Genomic DNA, 13,741 nt, shown 5'->3' with positions numbered 1-13,741 from the left:
CATCATCGCCAAAAAACAAAAAAACCTTTCATCCATCAAAGGACGAAAGGTTAGCTTTCGCGGTACCACCTTTGTTTCACGCAGACAGAAAGAAACAGCATGCCTTTCTGAGGCTATCGTGACACTTCAAGCAGATAACGGCTGCTACCGGCCCATCCTACTTCAGGAACAAACAAATCACAATGACATGTTTCATCGTTCCTCGTATTCAAACAGGCAACTCCCGGGCGACTTCGATCAGTAGGTTCCTGCGGAATTTCTCAGCGCTGCAATCCCGCTCTCTGAAAGGCCTTGCTGTCTACTACTCCCATTCGACGTTGTTCTTTAAAAAACCTAAACACATCATACCCTGACCGTGCCCGATAGTCAACCTGACAACAGCGTAAACGGGCGGCAGCCCTGCGTATTAAGCCAAAAAGCAGCAAAAACCCGCAATCCTTATTGGATTGCGGGTTGGTATGGACGTTATTTTACAAGTCAGAGGTCAGGGGATGTATAGAATCTGCCCTTCTTCAACGACTTGTTCCGATAAACGATTGTATAACTGGAGCTCCCGAGTGCTCAATTGGTAGCGGTCAGCAATGCTATCCAACGTCTCTTCCCGCTGGACGATGCACAGTTTAACTTTGCGGAATGGTGTCTGATCCACAATCGTGCCCAAGAACAGGTTCTTCAATTGAACATCATCTGCCTGGTAGGCTTCTTCCTGTACGGAGCCAGCGACCGACTCGTCCTCCCGATCCGTTTCTGTATCCCGCACTGATCTACCGGAAGATAACAGGGACGAGATACCCACCCCTTCTTCCTGTCTTGGTGAAGACTCCCTCTTACTGCCAAACGCGACTTTGAGCTCTGGCTTGTCTTCTGTCTCAGCCACAGGTTCAGGAATGAATGAAACTGGCTCTGAAGATTCATCTGCATCCACTGCTTCCGGTGCAGAAGGTCGTTCCCCTTCGGCAGATTCCAGTTCAGACGCTGCAAACACATCCTGCCAATTCTCTGCTGGCTTCTCAGCCTCCGCCTGATCTTCCTGCGGTGAGCCTGACCTGGAAGATTCGAAGTTCCAAACATTGGAAACAGCCACGTCTTCTGTGGGTTGTTGGTTCAGCTCCGTGTTTGTATGTAAGGTCTCCACGGAAGGCTCCGCCCAGACAGATGGTGATTCCTCAGCCAGAGGTAGCAATGGCTCAGACTCCGGATAAGAAGCCAGTCGGTCTGCAGTCTCCGCCATGAAAGACGAGACGGGTGAAGGTGAGGCAGGCACTTGATTATCCGCTGCTTCATCTTCTTGGGTAATTAATGAAGGAGCGTTATCTTCAGCAGGTCTTTTCTGATATTCTCCTTCATCTTGATTCTCGAGCGTATCAGCATAGATTTGTTGCGGTGCAGGGGTTAACTGTTCTTCCGGCTGCGCATTTTCCTCATAACGGATGTTTTCTTCAGCGGCTTGCTGCGGATTCTCAGGAATTTCTGCTGCGTATAGAGACTCGGCCGTTATAGGCAGACCTTCCTCTTCACTGCGCTGCAGCAGATATTCCTGAGCAAAGGTGTTCAACCCAGCATCTGCATCCTCTGCCTCCGGGGCGCGGTTAACCTGCTGCGGATCAGGGGAGTGTACCACAGTAAACTCTTCCGCTGACCAGGCCTGCGGCTCTTCAACAGGAAAGCCCTCAATGCCACGCAGTGACAGCACACCTGTAATATTCAAGCTTCGGCTGGATAACAAATCCACATCAAAGTTTTCGATCTCAATCGAGATATCCTCAAGTGACCTTACCCGATTCAGGGGAACCGTGATCTCAACCGGAATAAAATGTTTCAGTTCCTCCGAGATTTCGTTCTCTCCCCGATACGCACCTGTAAGCAAAAGATGGCCTCGCAACGTTGCATGATCATCCTGACCGATGACTTGAATACGCGGGTATAACTCAATTTCCTCCAGTTCCTCAATGGCAGGGACTCCCTCGGACAAATGAACGCGCTCATAAATATCGAACCGCAAACCATAAGGTTGATTCAACAAAGGTGGCGTCCTCCTTTCGGCATATGTTCACCATGATCCTTCTCATGGGACTGATCCATGGTCCAAATCCTTCGTTACCCCATCTATATGCCATCGATGAGATGAGCATGCCACCTTTGTTCAAAGCTTGCCTTTTTATTAGGTTGTTCGTTCCCGCTGGACTAGCTGTTCAAAATCGGAAGGCCACGGATCTTGAACTTCAATCAGCGCTCCCGTGAGCGGATGATTAAACGTTAACACTTCACCATGAAGTGCCTGGCGTCCAATGGCATCTGACCTTCCTCCATACAGCTGATCGCCAATAAGCGGGTGTCCGGCATAACTCAGATGTACTCTGATCTGATGTGTACGTCCAGTATCCAGTATTAAACGCACAAGTGTAGCCCGCTCCCACACTTCCGCAATCTCTACATGAGTAACGGCTTCCTGCCCACTCTCGGAAACGCGTCTGCGCTGCTTATGATGTCTGTCCTTACCGATGGGCGCATCAATTTTGCTGCATTCCGGAGATACCTGCCCTTCCGCAATGGCTACATACTGACGCCCAATTTCTTTGCGACGCATGGCCTCATCCAATTTTGCCAGAGCAAAAGCATTTTTCGCATAGAGAACCGGGCCGGTTGTATCTTCATCGAGGCGATGCACATGGCGTACGCTGGTGTCGATACCGTTGATCTCATAATAAGAGGCGACAGCGTGATCCAGCGTAATGGCATGATCGGCACGAGTTCCATCCGGATGCAGCTTCATACCCGCGGGTTTATGTACAACCAGACAAAAATCATCCTCGTACAGCACCTCAATCTCTGCCCAACGGGGTTCAACATCAATCGGCTGAGATGCAAAAAGGGCCAGCCGAAGCCGGTCCCCTGCGAGTTGAATTCCGTGATTTGCCTTAAGCTGACGAAACAGCTTTTCTGGAAAAGAAAGTTCAGTGAGCAGCCATTGCTCTGCCGCAAGCTGTCTGTCTGGACTGCCTGTTACCACTTTGCCTGGCATCAGCTCCAGCCATTCCCCACGACGTTTCCAACTTTTGATCGTCATAGAGATTGCAGAGCCTTGCGGTTTGCTTCAATCGTATCGTCAATATCCTGCTCGGTATGAACACCAGAGACGAACATGCCCTCAAATTGGGAAGGTGCCACGCTTACACCCTCATCAATCATAGCTGCAAAGTAACGAACAAACTGATCCAAATTGCTTTCTTTGGCTATATCATAATTGGTAACAGGTACACTGCTGAAGAACGGACATACCATGGAACCAACGCGGTTAATGGTTACTGCAATACCCGCCTCTGCCGCATTCTTTTCGAAGCCAGCCTGCAAACGAGCCGACAACGTCTCCAAACGATCATAGACTTCCGGTGTCAACAGTTTGAGGGTGGTATAGCCTGCTGCCATGGCCAGTGGGTTACCACTTAGTGTTCCCGCTTGATAGATCGGACCGGTTGGAGCGATCTGCTCCATCAGATCCCGACGACCACCATATGCTCCGACCGGAAGGCCGCCGCCGATAACTTTACCAAGACATGTCAGATCGGGCGTAACACCATACCGCCCCTGTGCACAGTTCAAGCCTACACGGAAACCGGTCATGACTTCGTCAAAGATGAGCAGGCTGCCGTACTGGCTCGTCAGGCTGCGCAGGCCTTCAAGAAAGCCCTCTGCCGGAGGTACAACGCCCATATTCCCAGCCACAGGCTCAACAATGACAGCAGCCAGTTCCTCACCAAAACGTTCAAAGGCAAGGCTAACCGATTCCAGATCATTGTAAGGCACCGTGATCGTATTGGTAGCAACCCCTTCAGGAACTCCAGGACTGTCTGGCAATCCAAGGGTAGCGACACCGGAGCCCGCTTTGATCAGCAAGCTGTCCGCATGTCCGTGATATGAACCTTCAAACTTCAAAATTTTGCTGCGGCCCGTTACACCGCGCGCCAACCTGATGGCACTCATGGTTGCTTCCGTACCCGAGTTGACCATCCGAACAATATCAATGGATGGTACGCGCTCGCAAACAAGCTTAGCCATCTCGGTCTCCAGCAGCGTTGGAGCACCAAAGCTCGTTCCTTTCAGAGCAGTTTCACGCAGTGCTTCCACGACATCAGGATGGGCATGTCCCATGATAAGTGGTCCCCATGAGCCCACATAATCAATAAACACATTGCCATCAATATCGTAAATTTTGGATCCTTCTCCGCGTTCTGCATAGATCGGGGTAAGTCCTACGGATTTGAATGCCCGAACGGGGCTGTTTACGCCTCCAGGTATGTACTGCTTGGCTTCTTCGAATGCGCTGCGTGAGCGCTCATCGTTTCGTCTTTTTCCTGATTGTGCAGTCATGAACATCCTCCTTAATATGAAGGCCCCGCTCCTTATATGAACAGTAAACTGATCTATACAAGCGACATAACAGGCTCGTGCAGGGCCTTGCTATATGTTGGTAATTTGATAACGATTCTCTTAGCAAACGTGTAAATTACAAGGAACTATTACTTCTCAGCCAACCAGCGGGAGGCATCTTTTCCGTAATACGTGATGATCATATCCGCACCCGCGCGTTTCATGCTGAGCAAAATTTCCATGGCGACCTTTTTCTCATCAATCCAACCCTGCATTGCTGCAGCCTTCACCATGGCATACTCACCACTTACATTATAGGCCACAAGCGGAAGGTCAAATTGATCCTTGATTGTACGCATCACGTCCAGATAGGAAAGTGACGGTTTCACCATCAGCATGTCTGCTCCTTCAAGCACATCTGTTTCGGCTTCGCGCAGTGCCTCGCGGGCATTGGCCGGGTCCATCTGATATGATTTGCGATCTCCAAACTGTGGTGTGGAATCCGCTGCTTCACGGAAGGGACCATAAAAAGCAGATGCATATTTAACGGAGTAGGACATGATTGGAATATGGCTGAATCCATTCTCATCCAATCCTGCCCGGATTGCCTGGACGAATCCATCCATCATATTGGATGGGGCAATAATATCCGCGCCTGCTTTGGCTTGGGATACAGCTGTTTTTACAAGCAGATCCAATGATTCATCATTCAGAACATCTCCGCAGATATGTCCGTCCACTTCCACGGTATGCACCATACCGCAGTGCCCGTGATCCGTAAATTCACACAGGCAGGTATCCGCCACAACCAGCAGGTCGGGATACCAGGACTTAATCAATTTCGTTGCTTCCTGCACAATACCATCTTCAGCGAAACCAGAAGAACCAATGCTATCCTTTGTCTCAGGAATACCGAACAACAACACGGCCGGAATTCCCAGATCGGCAATCTCTTTTACCTCTTCCTGCAGACGGTCAAGAGAAAAACGGAATACGCCTGGCATAGATTTGATCTCGGATTTTACGTTTTCACCGTAAGTTACATAGATGGGTTGGATAAAATCATCCACAGTCAGATGAGTCTCTCTGACCATATTCCGGATGCCTGCGGATTGACGTAAGCGACGGTGTCGTACAATTGGAAAACTCATATAGATACATCCTCTCTTAGAGTAAAGTAGAGCAAAAAGGGAAGCGCGCCGGTATCCTAACGAATTCAGCACGCTTCATCAATCTGCTTTTGGTATATGGATACAATCTATTACAATAGCGATACAATTTTTAAATCAACGAGGCATAGCCCCTTCTGGAGAAGGCGTCCTTTTCCACTCCATCAGCGCAGAGATCATGCTTTCGATCGTTGCTTCTGCGGCCATCAGCGTTACCTTCAAGCCAGCTGCTTCTGCCGTTTTGGCAGTCACTGGCCCGATGCAAGCAACCTCGACATTTTTTAACAACGGTAATGGATCTTGGAGCCCCATCCGTTTAAGCATCTCCATGAAGTTCGTAACCGTTGAAGAGCTCGTGAACGTCACCGCGTGAATACCGCCTTCTTCCAGCAGCTTCAGAAGTTCATCATCATCCTCACCCGCGAGTACAGTATCATAGATGATCGCTTCCGTGACCTCAAGTCCCCGTTCCTTCAACTGGTCAGGCAACCAGGAGCGTGCCAGATCACCGTGGGGAAGCAGCACTTTCTGACCTTTTTTCAGTTCACTCTCAAAAGCATCCAGCATGCCTTCCTGCTGAAAAGGCCCTTTGACCACTTCGGCAACAATACCGTGCTTGCGCAAGGCCTCGGCAGTTGAAGGTCCGACCGCAGCGACTCTTGCTTGATGCATGGCGCGGATATCCTTACCTTGCTCTTCCAGATGACGGAAGAAAAACTCCACACCGTTTACGCTTGTGAAAAATACCCAATCAAATGTATTTAACGCACCGAAGGCATCCTTGACACTTTGTTTTGCTGTTTCACTCGTAGGCATCACGGTTTCGATAACTGGAAACTCATACGGTTCACCACCAAGTTCCTCGATGCGGTTCACCAGTTCACTCGCCTGACTGCGAGCGCGCGTCACCAGAATTCGTTTGCCGAACAACGGTAGTACCTCAGCCCATTTCAATTGCTCACGTTGATTCACCACTTCCCCGACAACAATAACTGCAGGCGGTTGGAAGTTGGCAGCAATGACCTTGGCTTCTATATTTTCAAGCGTACCCACAAGGGTATCCTGCTCTGCTCTTGTTCCCCAACGAACCAGTGCGACGGGTGTCTGTGCCGGACGGCCATGACGGATGAGCTGTTCACTGATATAGCCAATCTTGGCTACACCCATCATAAATACCAGTGTTCCCGTTGCGTTCGTTACTTTATCCCAATGAATGCTGCGATCGAGCTTGTCCGGGCTTTCATGCCCTGTAATAATGGAAATGGATGATGCATAATCGCGGTGGGTCACCGGTATTCCGGCATAAGCAGGCACACTTATTGCTGCGGTAACCCCAGGCACGATTTCAAAAGGAACGCCGTTTTTGCGCAGCAGGTCTGCCTCTTCGCCGACGCGTCCAAATATCGTGGGATCTCCGCCCTTCAGCCGAACAACCACTTTCCCTTCAAGGGCCAGATCGACGAGCAGCTGATTAATCTCTTCCTGCTTCATCGTGTGACGGTCAGGCCGCTTGCCTACGTAAATCTTCACTGCTCCAGGCTTCATCTGTTTCAACAATCTCGGACTGGCCAAGCGATCATAGACTACAGCATCTGCCTTGCCGATAGACTCCCATCCTTTTACCGTTATCAGCTTAGCATCCCCTGGACCTGCTCCTACCAAAAAGACCTTTCCCACCATGTCCTCATCCCCTAACTTCTGCCAGTATCTGCTCTGCTCCCCGTTCAATCAATCTCCACGCTACTTCTTCTCCAAGACGTACCGGATCCGTTCCGGTCAGAGCTTCTTTAAGAATCAGTCCGCCATCCGGCGTACCAACCATACCCGTTAATTGTAACGTGTTTTGCCCATTCGGGGAATCTGTATCTTGCTGACGATTCCAGACGGCATGAGCACCGATCGGCACCTGACAGCCTCCATTCAATACACTGAGGAATTTACGTTCTGCCAAAACGGGAGCAGCAGTCTCCGGATCGTTATACAGCTTCAACAGATGAAGCAGCTCCTCGTCATCCTCACGGCATTCAATCCCCAGTGCACCCTGTCCAACGGCAGGAAGGCAAGCCTCTTCGGACAGATACTCGGTAATCCGATCCTGCCAGCCCATTCGATACAATCCTGCAGCAGCCAAAATAATAGCATCAAGACCCTCCGTCTCCAGCTTGCGAAGACGTGAGTCAATGTTACCACGCAGGGATTCGAGCTGCAGATCCGGGCGGTATGCCTTTAACTGACTGGAACGACGGAGACTGCTTGTCCCCACTCTCGCCCCTTCCGGCAATTGATCCAGAGACAATCCCCCATTGGAAATCAATGCATCACGCGGATCGGCACGGCGCGGAACAGCGCCGTTGATTAATCCTTCCGGCAGTTCGGACGGCATATCCTTCATGCTGTGCACAGCCATATCAATGGTACGATCCAGCATGGCCTGTTCGATCTCTTTGACAAACAGTCCTTTGCCACCGACTTTGGACAGCGTTACATCGAGAATCAAATCCCCTTTCGTAACGATCTTATGTACTTCAAAATCAAATGCTAAACCTTCCCGCTCACAAATGCTTCGTAAATCCTGAATTACATGTCCTGTCTGTGTCAAAGCCAGTGCGCTTTGTCTGCTTCCCACTTTAATTGTACGCATGTCTACCGCTCCTCCTGATTACGGGATATCCAGTCCCCGATTTCTTCTTCTGTCCACCACTGGAATTGCCCTGTACGGATATCCTCCAGCACATTCATTTCAGTCAATCGCCGCAGTAAAATGCTTCGCACACGCGGAGACGACACACGTGACTTCACTTGAATTCTCATCTGATGCAGAAATTCAATATACGTCTCGTATTCTTCGCCAAATTGCTGCTCCAGTGTAGACCGAATCTCTGCAGCGGCTGCCGGTCCTGCTCCAGCCGTTGAGATGGCGATGCTCAGTCTTCCACGCCTGACCACACTGGGGGTGATGAAAGCACTGTTCTCGGAAGACATCGCATCATTCACCAGTATGCCCGCATCGTTAGCATCCTGTACTACTTGTGCGTTGACTTCAGCGTGATCCGTTGCTGCATATACGAGAAAGGCCCCCCGCAAATCACCTTTGCGGTAGGACCGGGCTATCCACTCAATTCGGGAATCCTGATGCAGTTGTTTCAGCTCCGATGTGATTTCCGGACTAAACACCTTAATATGCGCTTCGGCGTGAAGCAAACCTTTGATCTTACGTTCGGCAACACGTCCGCCCCCAACAACGCAGCAGGTTTTGCCTGAAGTATTTACATATAACGGCGTATAGCGATCCATAGTTCTCACTCTCCTGTCCAACGATGAAACGCTGAATACGCATTGGTTAAAAAGCTCATAATGACAAAACCATATCCAATCAATGTCCATCTAGCCATGATGATGTTGGAAAACTGCTTTCTCTGCTTAGAAACGAAATAACCGATGTAGATCGCGATAGCGAGACCTGTTGCAATGACTTTCAGATCCAGAAGCAGATACCACCTGGTCTCAGCGACAATGGATAATACGGCCAGAACCACGGAGACGCCAAGTAACGGTGTTCCGATCAATGTTGCGCCATCCATGTATTTGCCAATGACTTCAAGACTCGGCATCCTCCGCATCGTATCATTCCATTTTTTGTTTTTCAATTTACGGTGCAGGAACAGATACAACATGGCGAAGACCGCCGCTACCGTGAGGGCTGCAAAGCCCAGATTTGCCAGCGTAATGTGCATGATCAGCAGCCCATGAACGGTCTGCCAGTTATGCAGCGAGATCTCCCCGGCTGTAAACCACAATCGATTCAGTACGGTAACTGAGAAGCCCACAATATTCAATAGCAGGATGACAAATTCCGAACGCTGGACACGTATCATCCCCAAGGACATCAATACGATACTAAACGAAAAGATAAACAGAAAATCGAACGTTGTATAGATCGGAAAATGGCCCTCGGTCCACATTCGCAAAATTACATGAACGACCTGAAGCAGCCAGACAACAACAAGAAACCCTGTGCCCGTTCGCTTCGCCCCCGCATTCCGTCGAATGCAGTCCGAGAAATAGAACAGAAGGCTCAGGGCATACATATAGATTAGAGCTTCATAGATTTGTTCAGAAAGGGTCAAGCTGTTCACCCGCCCTTATACACTTGCCGGAGCATAAGCCGGCATTGCGTCTTGCCGGTTGTCTTTAAGATGAACGGCGGCCGGTTTACCCAAGGCCGAGGCATCGCTTTGGTTTACTTTTTCTGCGGCCGTCTCCACTGCATCCTCCAAGGCAAAAATTTGGGTGAACATGCGTAGTGCTTCGTCTCCATGCTTGCCGCCAGCCATTTCCTTGATCCGGTTGATCGGATCTGTCGTCATTTGATTCACGATGCTTTTGGTCAAACGACGGATAACCTTACGCTGATGTTCGTCGAGCTCAGGCAGTTTATTAAAGAGACTCTCCATCGTATCTTCATGAATGGAAGCTCCTTTCTCCTGCAATGCCCGAATCACCGGGCGAACACCTAATGTTTTGAGCCAGTGATAGTAGTCTTCCATCTCCAGTTCAATCATTTTTTCGATTTTGGCCGCTTCCACCTTGCGCATCTCCAGATTGCTCTCCACGATCCCTTCCAGATCATCAATATCATAAAGGAATACGTTGGATAACTCTCCTATAGCCGGATCAATATCCCGAGGAACCGCAATATCGATCAGGAATAATGGACGTGATTGACGGCGCTTCATGCTCTCACGGACAACGGAAGCATCCAGAACATATCGCTCTGCACCTGTTGAACTGATGACAATATCAACCTCACTCAGTCTCTCCAAAGCCTGCTCCATCGTACAAGGGGTTCCCTTGAACTTGGCAGCCAGCTCCTGAGCCCTTGCTAGAGTTCTGTTCGCTACAATGACTTCTGATGCTCCATTGGCGTACAGGTGCTTGACTGTCAACTCACTCATTTTGCCCGCTCCAAGAATAAGTACCTTCTTGTCCGTAAACATGCCAAAAATACGTTTCCCCAGTTCAACAGCGGCGTAACTGACCGAGACTGCACTTTCTCCAATGGATGTTTCCGAATGTGCTCTCTTACCCAGAGTTACCGCCTGTTTGAACAACATGTTAAACCAGGTGCCTGTCGATTTCTCTTCCTGGGCAGTGAAAAAGGCCTGCTTCACCTGTCCAAGAATCTGTGTTTCACCAATCACCATGGAATCCAGCCCGCAAATGACACGGAACAAATGGCGAATGGCTTGATCATCTTCATATATATATAAGTGTTGCGTAAATTCTTCCCGCGGAACATTAAACCATTGTTCCATAAACGTACGAATGAAATAACCACACATGTGAAGACGGTCTACCACAACATACAACTCGGTACGGTTACATGTGGCTACGATTACACCTTCCAATACACTCTTGGTCAGCTTGAGCTGCTGCAGCGCTTCAGACAAGTCTTTTTCTGCAAATGTGAATCGTTCCCTAACCTCTACAGGCGCCGTGCGATAATTCAAACCAACTACAACGATGTGCATTGCAAGTTCACCTGCCTAATAAATTTCCAATCAAAGTGTTTTCTACATATCTCCATCCATTTATGCTTGACATGGTTAATTATATCACACATCATGACCGCGACTGGGCCATTTTTATGAAATGTTTATGAAATCCCCATGTAGATTATCCTATGCATTGTCATTTATTGTAGTGTCTCACCAATCTTCTCCGTTATTCGTTTAAATCCATTTCTTCAAAATATTAAAACAAATAGTCATGGAATAATTCCATGACTATTTATAATTCGGGATCATTGCTTCATTCCCCATATGTGAACATTACTCATGTTTATCTACATCAATTAGACCAGTTCGATCGGTTGCATTGTCGGTGTTACGACCTGCAGTTCACCCAATCCACGCACCAGTTTCTTAGCGTACGTTTTCTCCGGTTTCAAAACGGATACCAGGTAGTCAATGGCCAGTTGTGGGTCTACCGTTTCACCACAAGTGTAGCAGTCAATCGCCGCAAACCCTCTCTCAGGATACGTATGAATGGAGAGATGGCTCTCTGACAATAGCACAAGCACGGTCGCTCCTTGTGGCTCAAACTGCTTGGATTGCACGGACATTACTGTCGCACCACATGCCTCTGCAGCTTCAACCAGTTGGGCTTGCAGATACTCTGCACTGTTCAGTAGATCAAAGTCGACACCCCAAACATCAACAGCAACGTGTCTTCCGAAAGTTGAATATTCCATCCTTCGGTTCCCCCTTCCTAGGAATAAAATGTTTGAAAATTTCATCCGCTAGGACCTACGTCATTCACTTCCCGAGGGAAAAACCTCTCGCAACATATAATGTCCTGAGTGAATCCTGGTTCCTATATTCTTTTCAACGAGAATAAAAATAACATCTATTTTAAAGGAATGCAACCCTCTTTTTACAGTTAAACAAATAAATTATTGCCAGCCTAAATGAACGCATTCCTCACAAAAAATCCCCTTCGGAATCTGAACCGGCAAGTGCCTGCGATCAGAATCAATAAGGGGATGGATCAAGCATTTATAGTCGTATAACGGCCGTCTTAAAGCTCACTAAGCCTCAAGTTCAAAGAGCCGTTTTTGATGTCGAGCAAGTGTTGCATCAATCTGATGAAGCTCTTCAGGAGCTGATGTATGAATCCTCGTATCGAGAAGTGTGTCCACCTCAGCATATAATCGGTTAATTTCACGCTCAACATCCCGCGCCTGGAACTGACGCTGTAATTCAAGCAATGTGTTTTTGTATTCATAAATCAGGCGGGTATTTTCCCCGTTTTGTTCTACAATTTTACGAACAGAGCCTTGAGCATAAACATACGTCATGGTGAATTCTTCATAAATCCGATGAACAACGCCGTCACCCTTAAAGGTCATAAAGAGTTTTCGGACAACGTTGGTCAGATGATGGTTTACCAGACGGCAAGACAACTCACAGATGTAAAACCCTTTCTGACGGTCAAAAGGAAAATGGACTTCCTCTCCACTGACATCTGCAAGCACAATTTCCTGACAACCATTATCAAGCACCTTAACCCGGTGATGAATCCGGCCATCGTCCGACATGCGCAAAAACTGATGCATCTGGGGTTCTGACAATTTAAAAGTGGCATTAACATACTCTGTGGCTAACCGCTGAGCCATACAAATCTCCTCAATTCTTCCCCGATTGTTTTGCCTTCCTGCTTATGGGCAGTCATCTCAAAATTCTTCAGGCCGGCAAAAGCCGGTATTTTTGTTCCTGTGGCATGAACGCACCTACATTCATTATACACCACCACCAAACCAATATGCTCCAGAACAAAACAGTGAATTCTCATAAAATTCCATGAAAATACGGATATAATCGATCATTCATTCTTTATTCAGCCAGCTTACTCACTTTTCCGCATTAACATGCCACAATCTGTTGCTCATTCATTCACTTCGCTGATCTCTTCTGGTTCAGATTCGTCGGATGCAGATTGTCCAATACCTGCGTGGCGTGTAATGATCTCCCATAATTCATCTTTACCCAGTCCTAATTCAGATGAAAACGGTACAAATAAGTCTCCTGGACGCAGATCGAGCGCTTGCTTGATGACTTTGATATGTTTGGCTCTGCGTGTCTTTGGAATCTTGTCCATTTTGGTTGCTACGACTACCAAAGGTAATCCGTGATGGCGAAGCCATTCATTCATCATCTTGTCATCCTTGGAGGGTTCATGTCTCATATCCACCATTTGCATGACAAGCTTCAATTCCTTGCGACCGAGCAGGTACTTCTCCATCATTTTACCCCAGGCAAAGCGCTGCTCCTTGGAAACTTTGGCGTAACCGTAACCCGGAAAATCGACAAAGTATAAATCCTGATTAATTTTATAATAGTTCAGCTGTTGCGTTTTACCCGGTGTCGAGCTTGTTCGTGCCAGATTTTTACGGTTAATCAAACGATTAATCAGAGATGATTTGCCCACGTTTGAACGTCCCGCCAAAGCAATCTCCGGCAGGCCATCATCGGGATATTGTTCAGGCCTAACGGCACTGATAATAAATTCGGATTGGTTTACTTTCATCTTATATCTGTCCTCTCTGGATCTCTTGTTCTTGCATTAGAAGCCAATAAACGTATTATGCCTTGGATCATTGTTCTATCATACCAAAAAAACCGTTCCAGCGGACGCCGAAGCTT

At 48.2% G+C, this 13,741-nt stretch carries 12 protein-coding genes and 1 other annotated feature; all 12 genes read right to left on the bottom strand.

Annotation, left to right across the window (positions count from 1 at the left end; translation table 11 throughout):
* Nucleotides 1-35: 35 nt before the first annotated feature.
* Nucleotides 36-324: a binding site (T-box leader), on the bottom strand.
* A 160-nt stretch (nt 325-484) separates the two neighbouring features.
* The 12 genes from GUA98_RS21305 to yihA all read right to left on the bottom strand — a co-directional run bounded on the left by GUA98_RS21305 (nt 485) and on the right by yihA (nt 13,625).
* Nucleotides 485-2,023, bottom strand: coding sequence for a LysM peptidoglycan-binding domain-containing protein (locus tag GUA98_RS21305; protein ID WP_193724316.1), 1,539 nt, complete (start codon nt 2,021-2,023; stop codon nt 485-487).
* A gap of 138 nt (nt 2,024-2,161) precedes the next feature.
* Nucleotides 2,162-3,067: an RluA family pseudouridine synthase gene (locus GUA98_RS21300; protein WP_153979773.1), complete on the bottom strand. Its 906-nt coding sequence runs from the start codon at nt 3,065-3,067 to the stop codon at nt 2,162-2,164.
* Complete coding sequence (gene hemL / locus GUA98_RS21295; protein ID WP_153979774.1) at nt 3,064-4,368, bottom strand: glutamate-1-semialdehyde 2,1-aminomutase; 1,305 nt, start codon at nt 4,366-4,368, stop codon at nt 3,064-3,066. The genes GUA98_RS21300 and hemL overlap by 4 nt, the downstream gene beginning before the upstream one ends.
* A gap of 149 nt (nt 4,369-4,517) precedes the next feature.
* Nucleotides 4,518-5,519, bottom strand: coding sequence for a porphobilinogen synthase (gene hemB, locus GUA98_RS21290; RefSeq protein WP_095293302.1), 1,002 nt, complete (start codon nt 5,517-5,519; stop codon nt 4,518-4,520).
* A 135-nt stretch (nt 5,520-5,654) separates the two neighbouring features.
* The gene (cobA, locus tag GUA98_RS21285; RefSeq protein WP_153979775.1) at nt 5,655-7,217 is read right to left on the bottom strand and encodes a uroporphyrinogen-III C-methyltransferase; all 1,563 of its coding nucleotides are present in this window, start codon (nt 7,215-7,217) and stop codon (nt 5,655-5,657) included.
* A gap of 4 nt (nt 7,218-7,221) precedes the next feature.
* Entirely contained in the window at nt 7,222-8,178 is a 957-nt protein-coding gene (gene hemC / locus GUA98_RS21280) for a hydroxymethylbilane synthase (RefSeq protein WP_153979776.1), read from the bottom strand.
* A gap of 2 nt (nt 8,179-8,180) precedes the next feature.
* Nucleotides 8,181-8,831, bottom strand: a complete 651-nt coding sequence (locus tag GUA98_RS21275) for a bifunctional precorrin-2 dehydrogenase/sirohydrochlorin ferrochelatase (RefSeq protein ID WP_193724315.1) — start codon at nt 8,829-8,831, stop codon at nt 8,181-8,183.
* 5 nt (nt 8,832-8,836) lie between these two features.
* Nucleotides 8,837-9,664 carry a cytochrome c biogenesis protein CcsA gene (ccsA, locus tag GUA98_RS21270; protein ID WP_375335150.1) on the bottom strand — a complete coding sequence of 276 codons (828 nt, stop codon included), beginning with the start codon at nt 9,662-9,664 and terminating at the stop codon, nt 8,837-8,839.
* 15 nt (nt 9,665-9,679) lie between these two features.
* Nucleotides 9,680-11,068, bottom strand: a complete 1,389-nt coding sequence (gene hemA, locus GUA98_RS21265; RefSeq protein WP_193724314.1) for a glutamyl-tRNA reductase — start codon at nt 11,066-11,068, stop codon at nt 9,680-9,682.
* Nucleotides 11,069-11,391: 323 nt separating this feature from the next.
* On the bottom strand, nt 11,392-11,790 hold the full coding sequence (gene speD / locus GUA98_RS21260) for an adenosylmethionine decarboxylase (RefSeq protein ID WP_095293297.1): 399 nt from the start codon (nt 11,788-11,790) through the stop codon (nt 11,392-11,394).
* Nucleotides 11,791-12,126: 336 nt separating this feature from the next.
* Nucleotides 12,127-12,714, bottom strand: a complete 588-nt coding sequence (locus GUA98_RS21255) for a non-ribosomal peptide synthetase module (RefSeq protein ID WP_153979780.1) — start codon at nt 12,712-12,714, stop codon at nt 12,127-12,129.
* 269 nt (nt 12,715-12,983) lie between these two features.
* Nucleotides 12,984-13,625 (bottom strand): ribosome biogenesis GTP-binding protein YihA/YsxC, encoded by a 642-nt coding sequence (yihA, locus tag GUA98_RS21250; protein WP_095293330.1) that lies wholly within the window; start codon nt 13,623-13,625, stop codon nt 12,984-12,986.
* Nucleotides 13,626-13,741: the final 116 nt, after the last annotated feature.

Origin of the sequence: Paenibacillus sp. P13VS, from assembly GCF_015143645.1 — a bacterium.
Classification (GTDB): domain Bacteria; phylum Bacillota; class Bacilli; order Paenibacillales; family Paenibacillaceae; genus Paenibacillus; species Paenibacillus xylanilyticus_A.
This window is presented reverse-complemented; position numbering and strand designations above follow the sequence as displayed.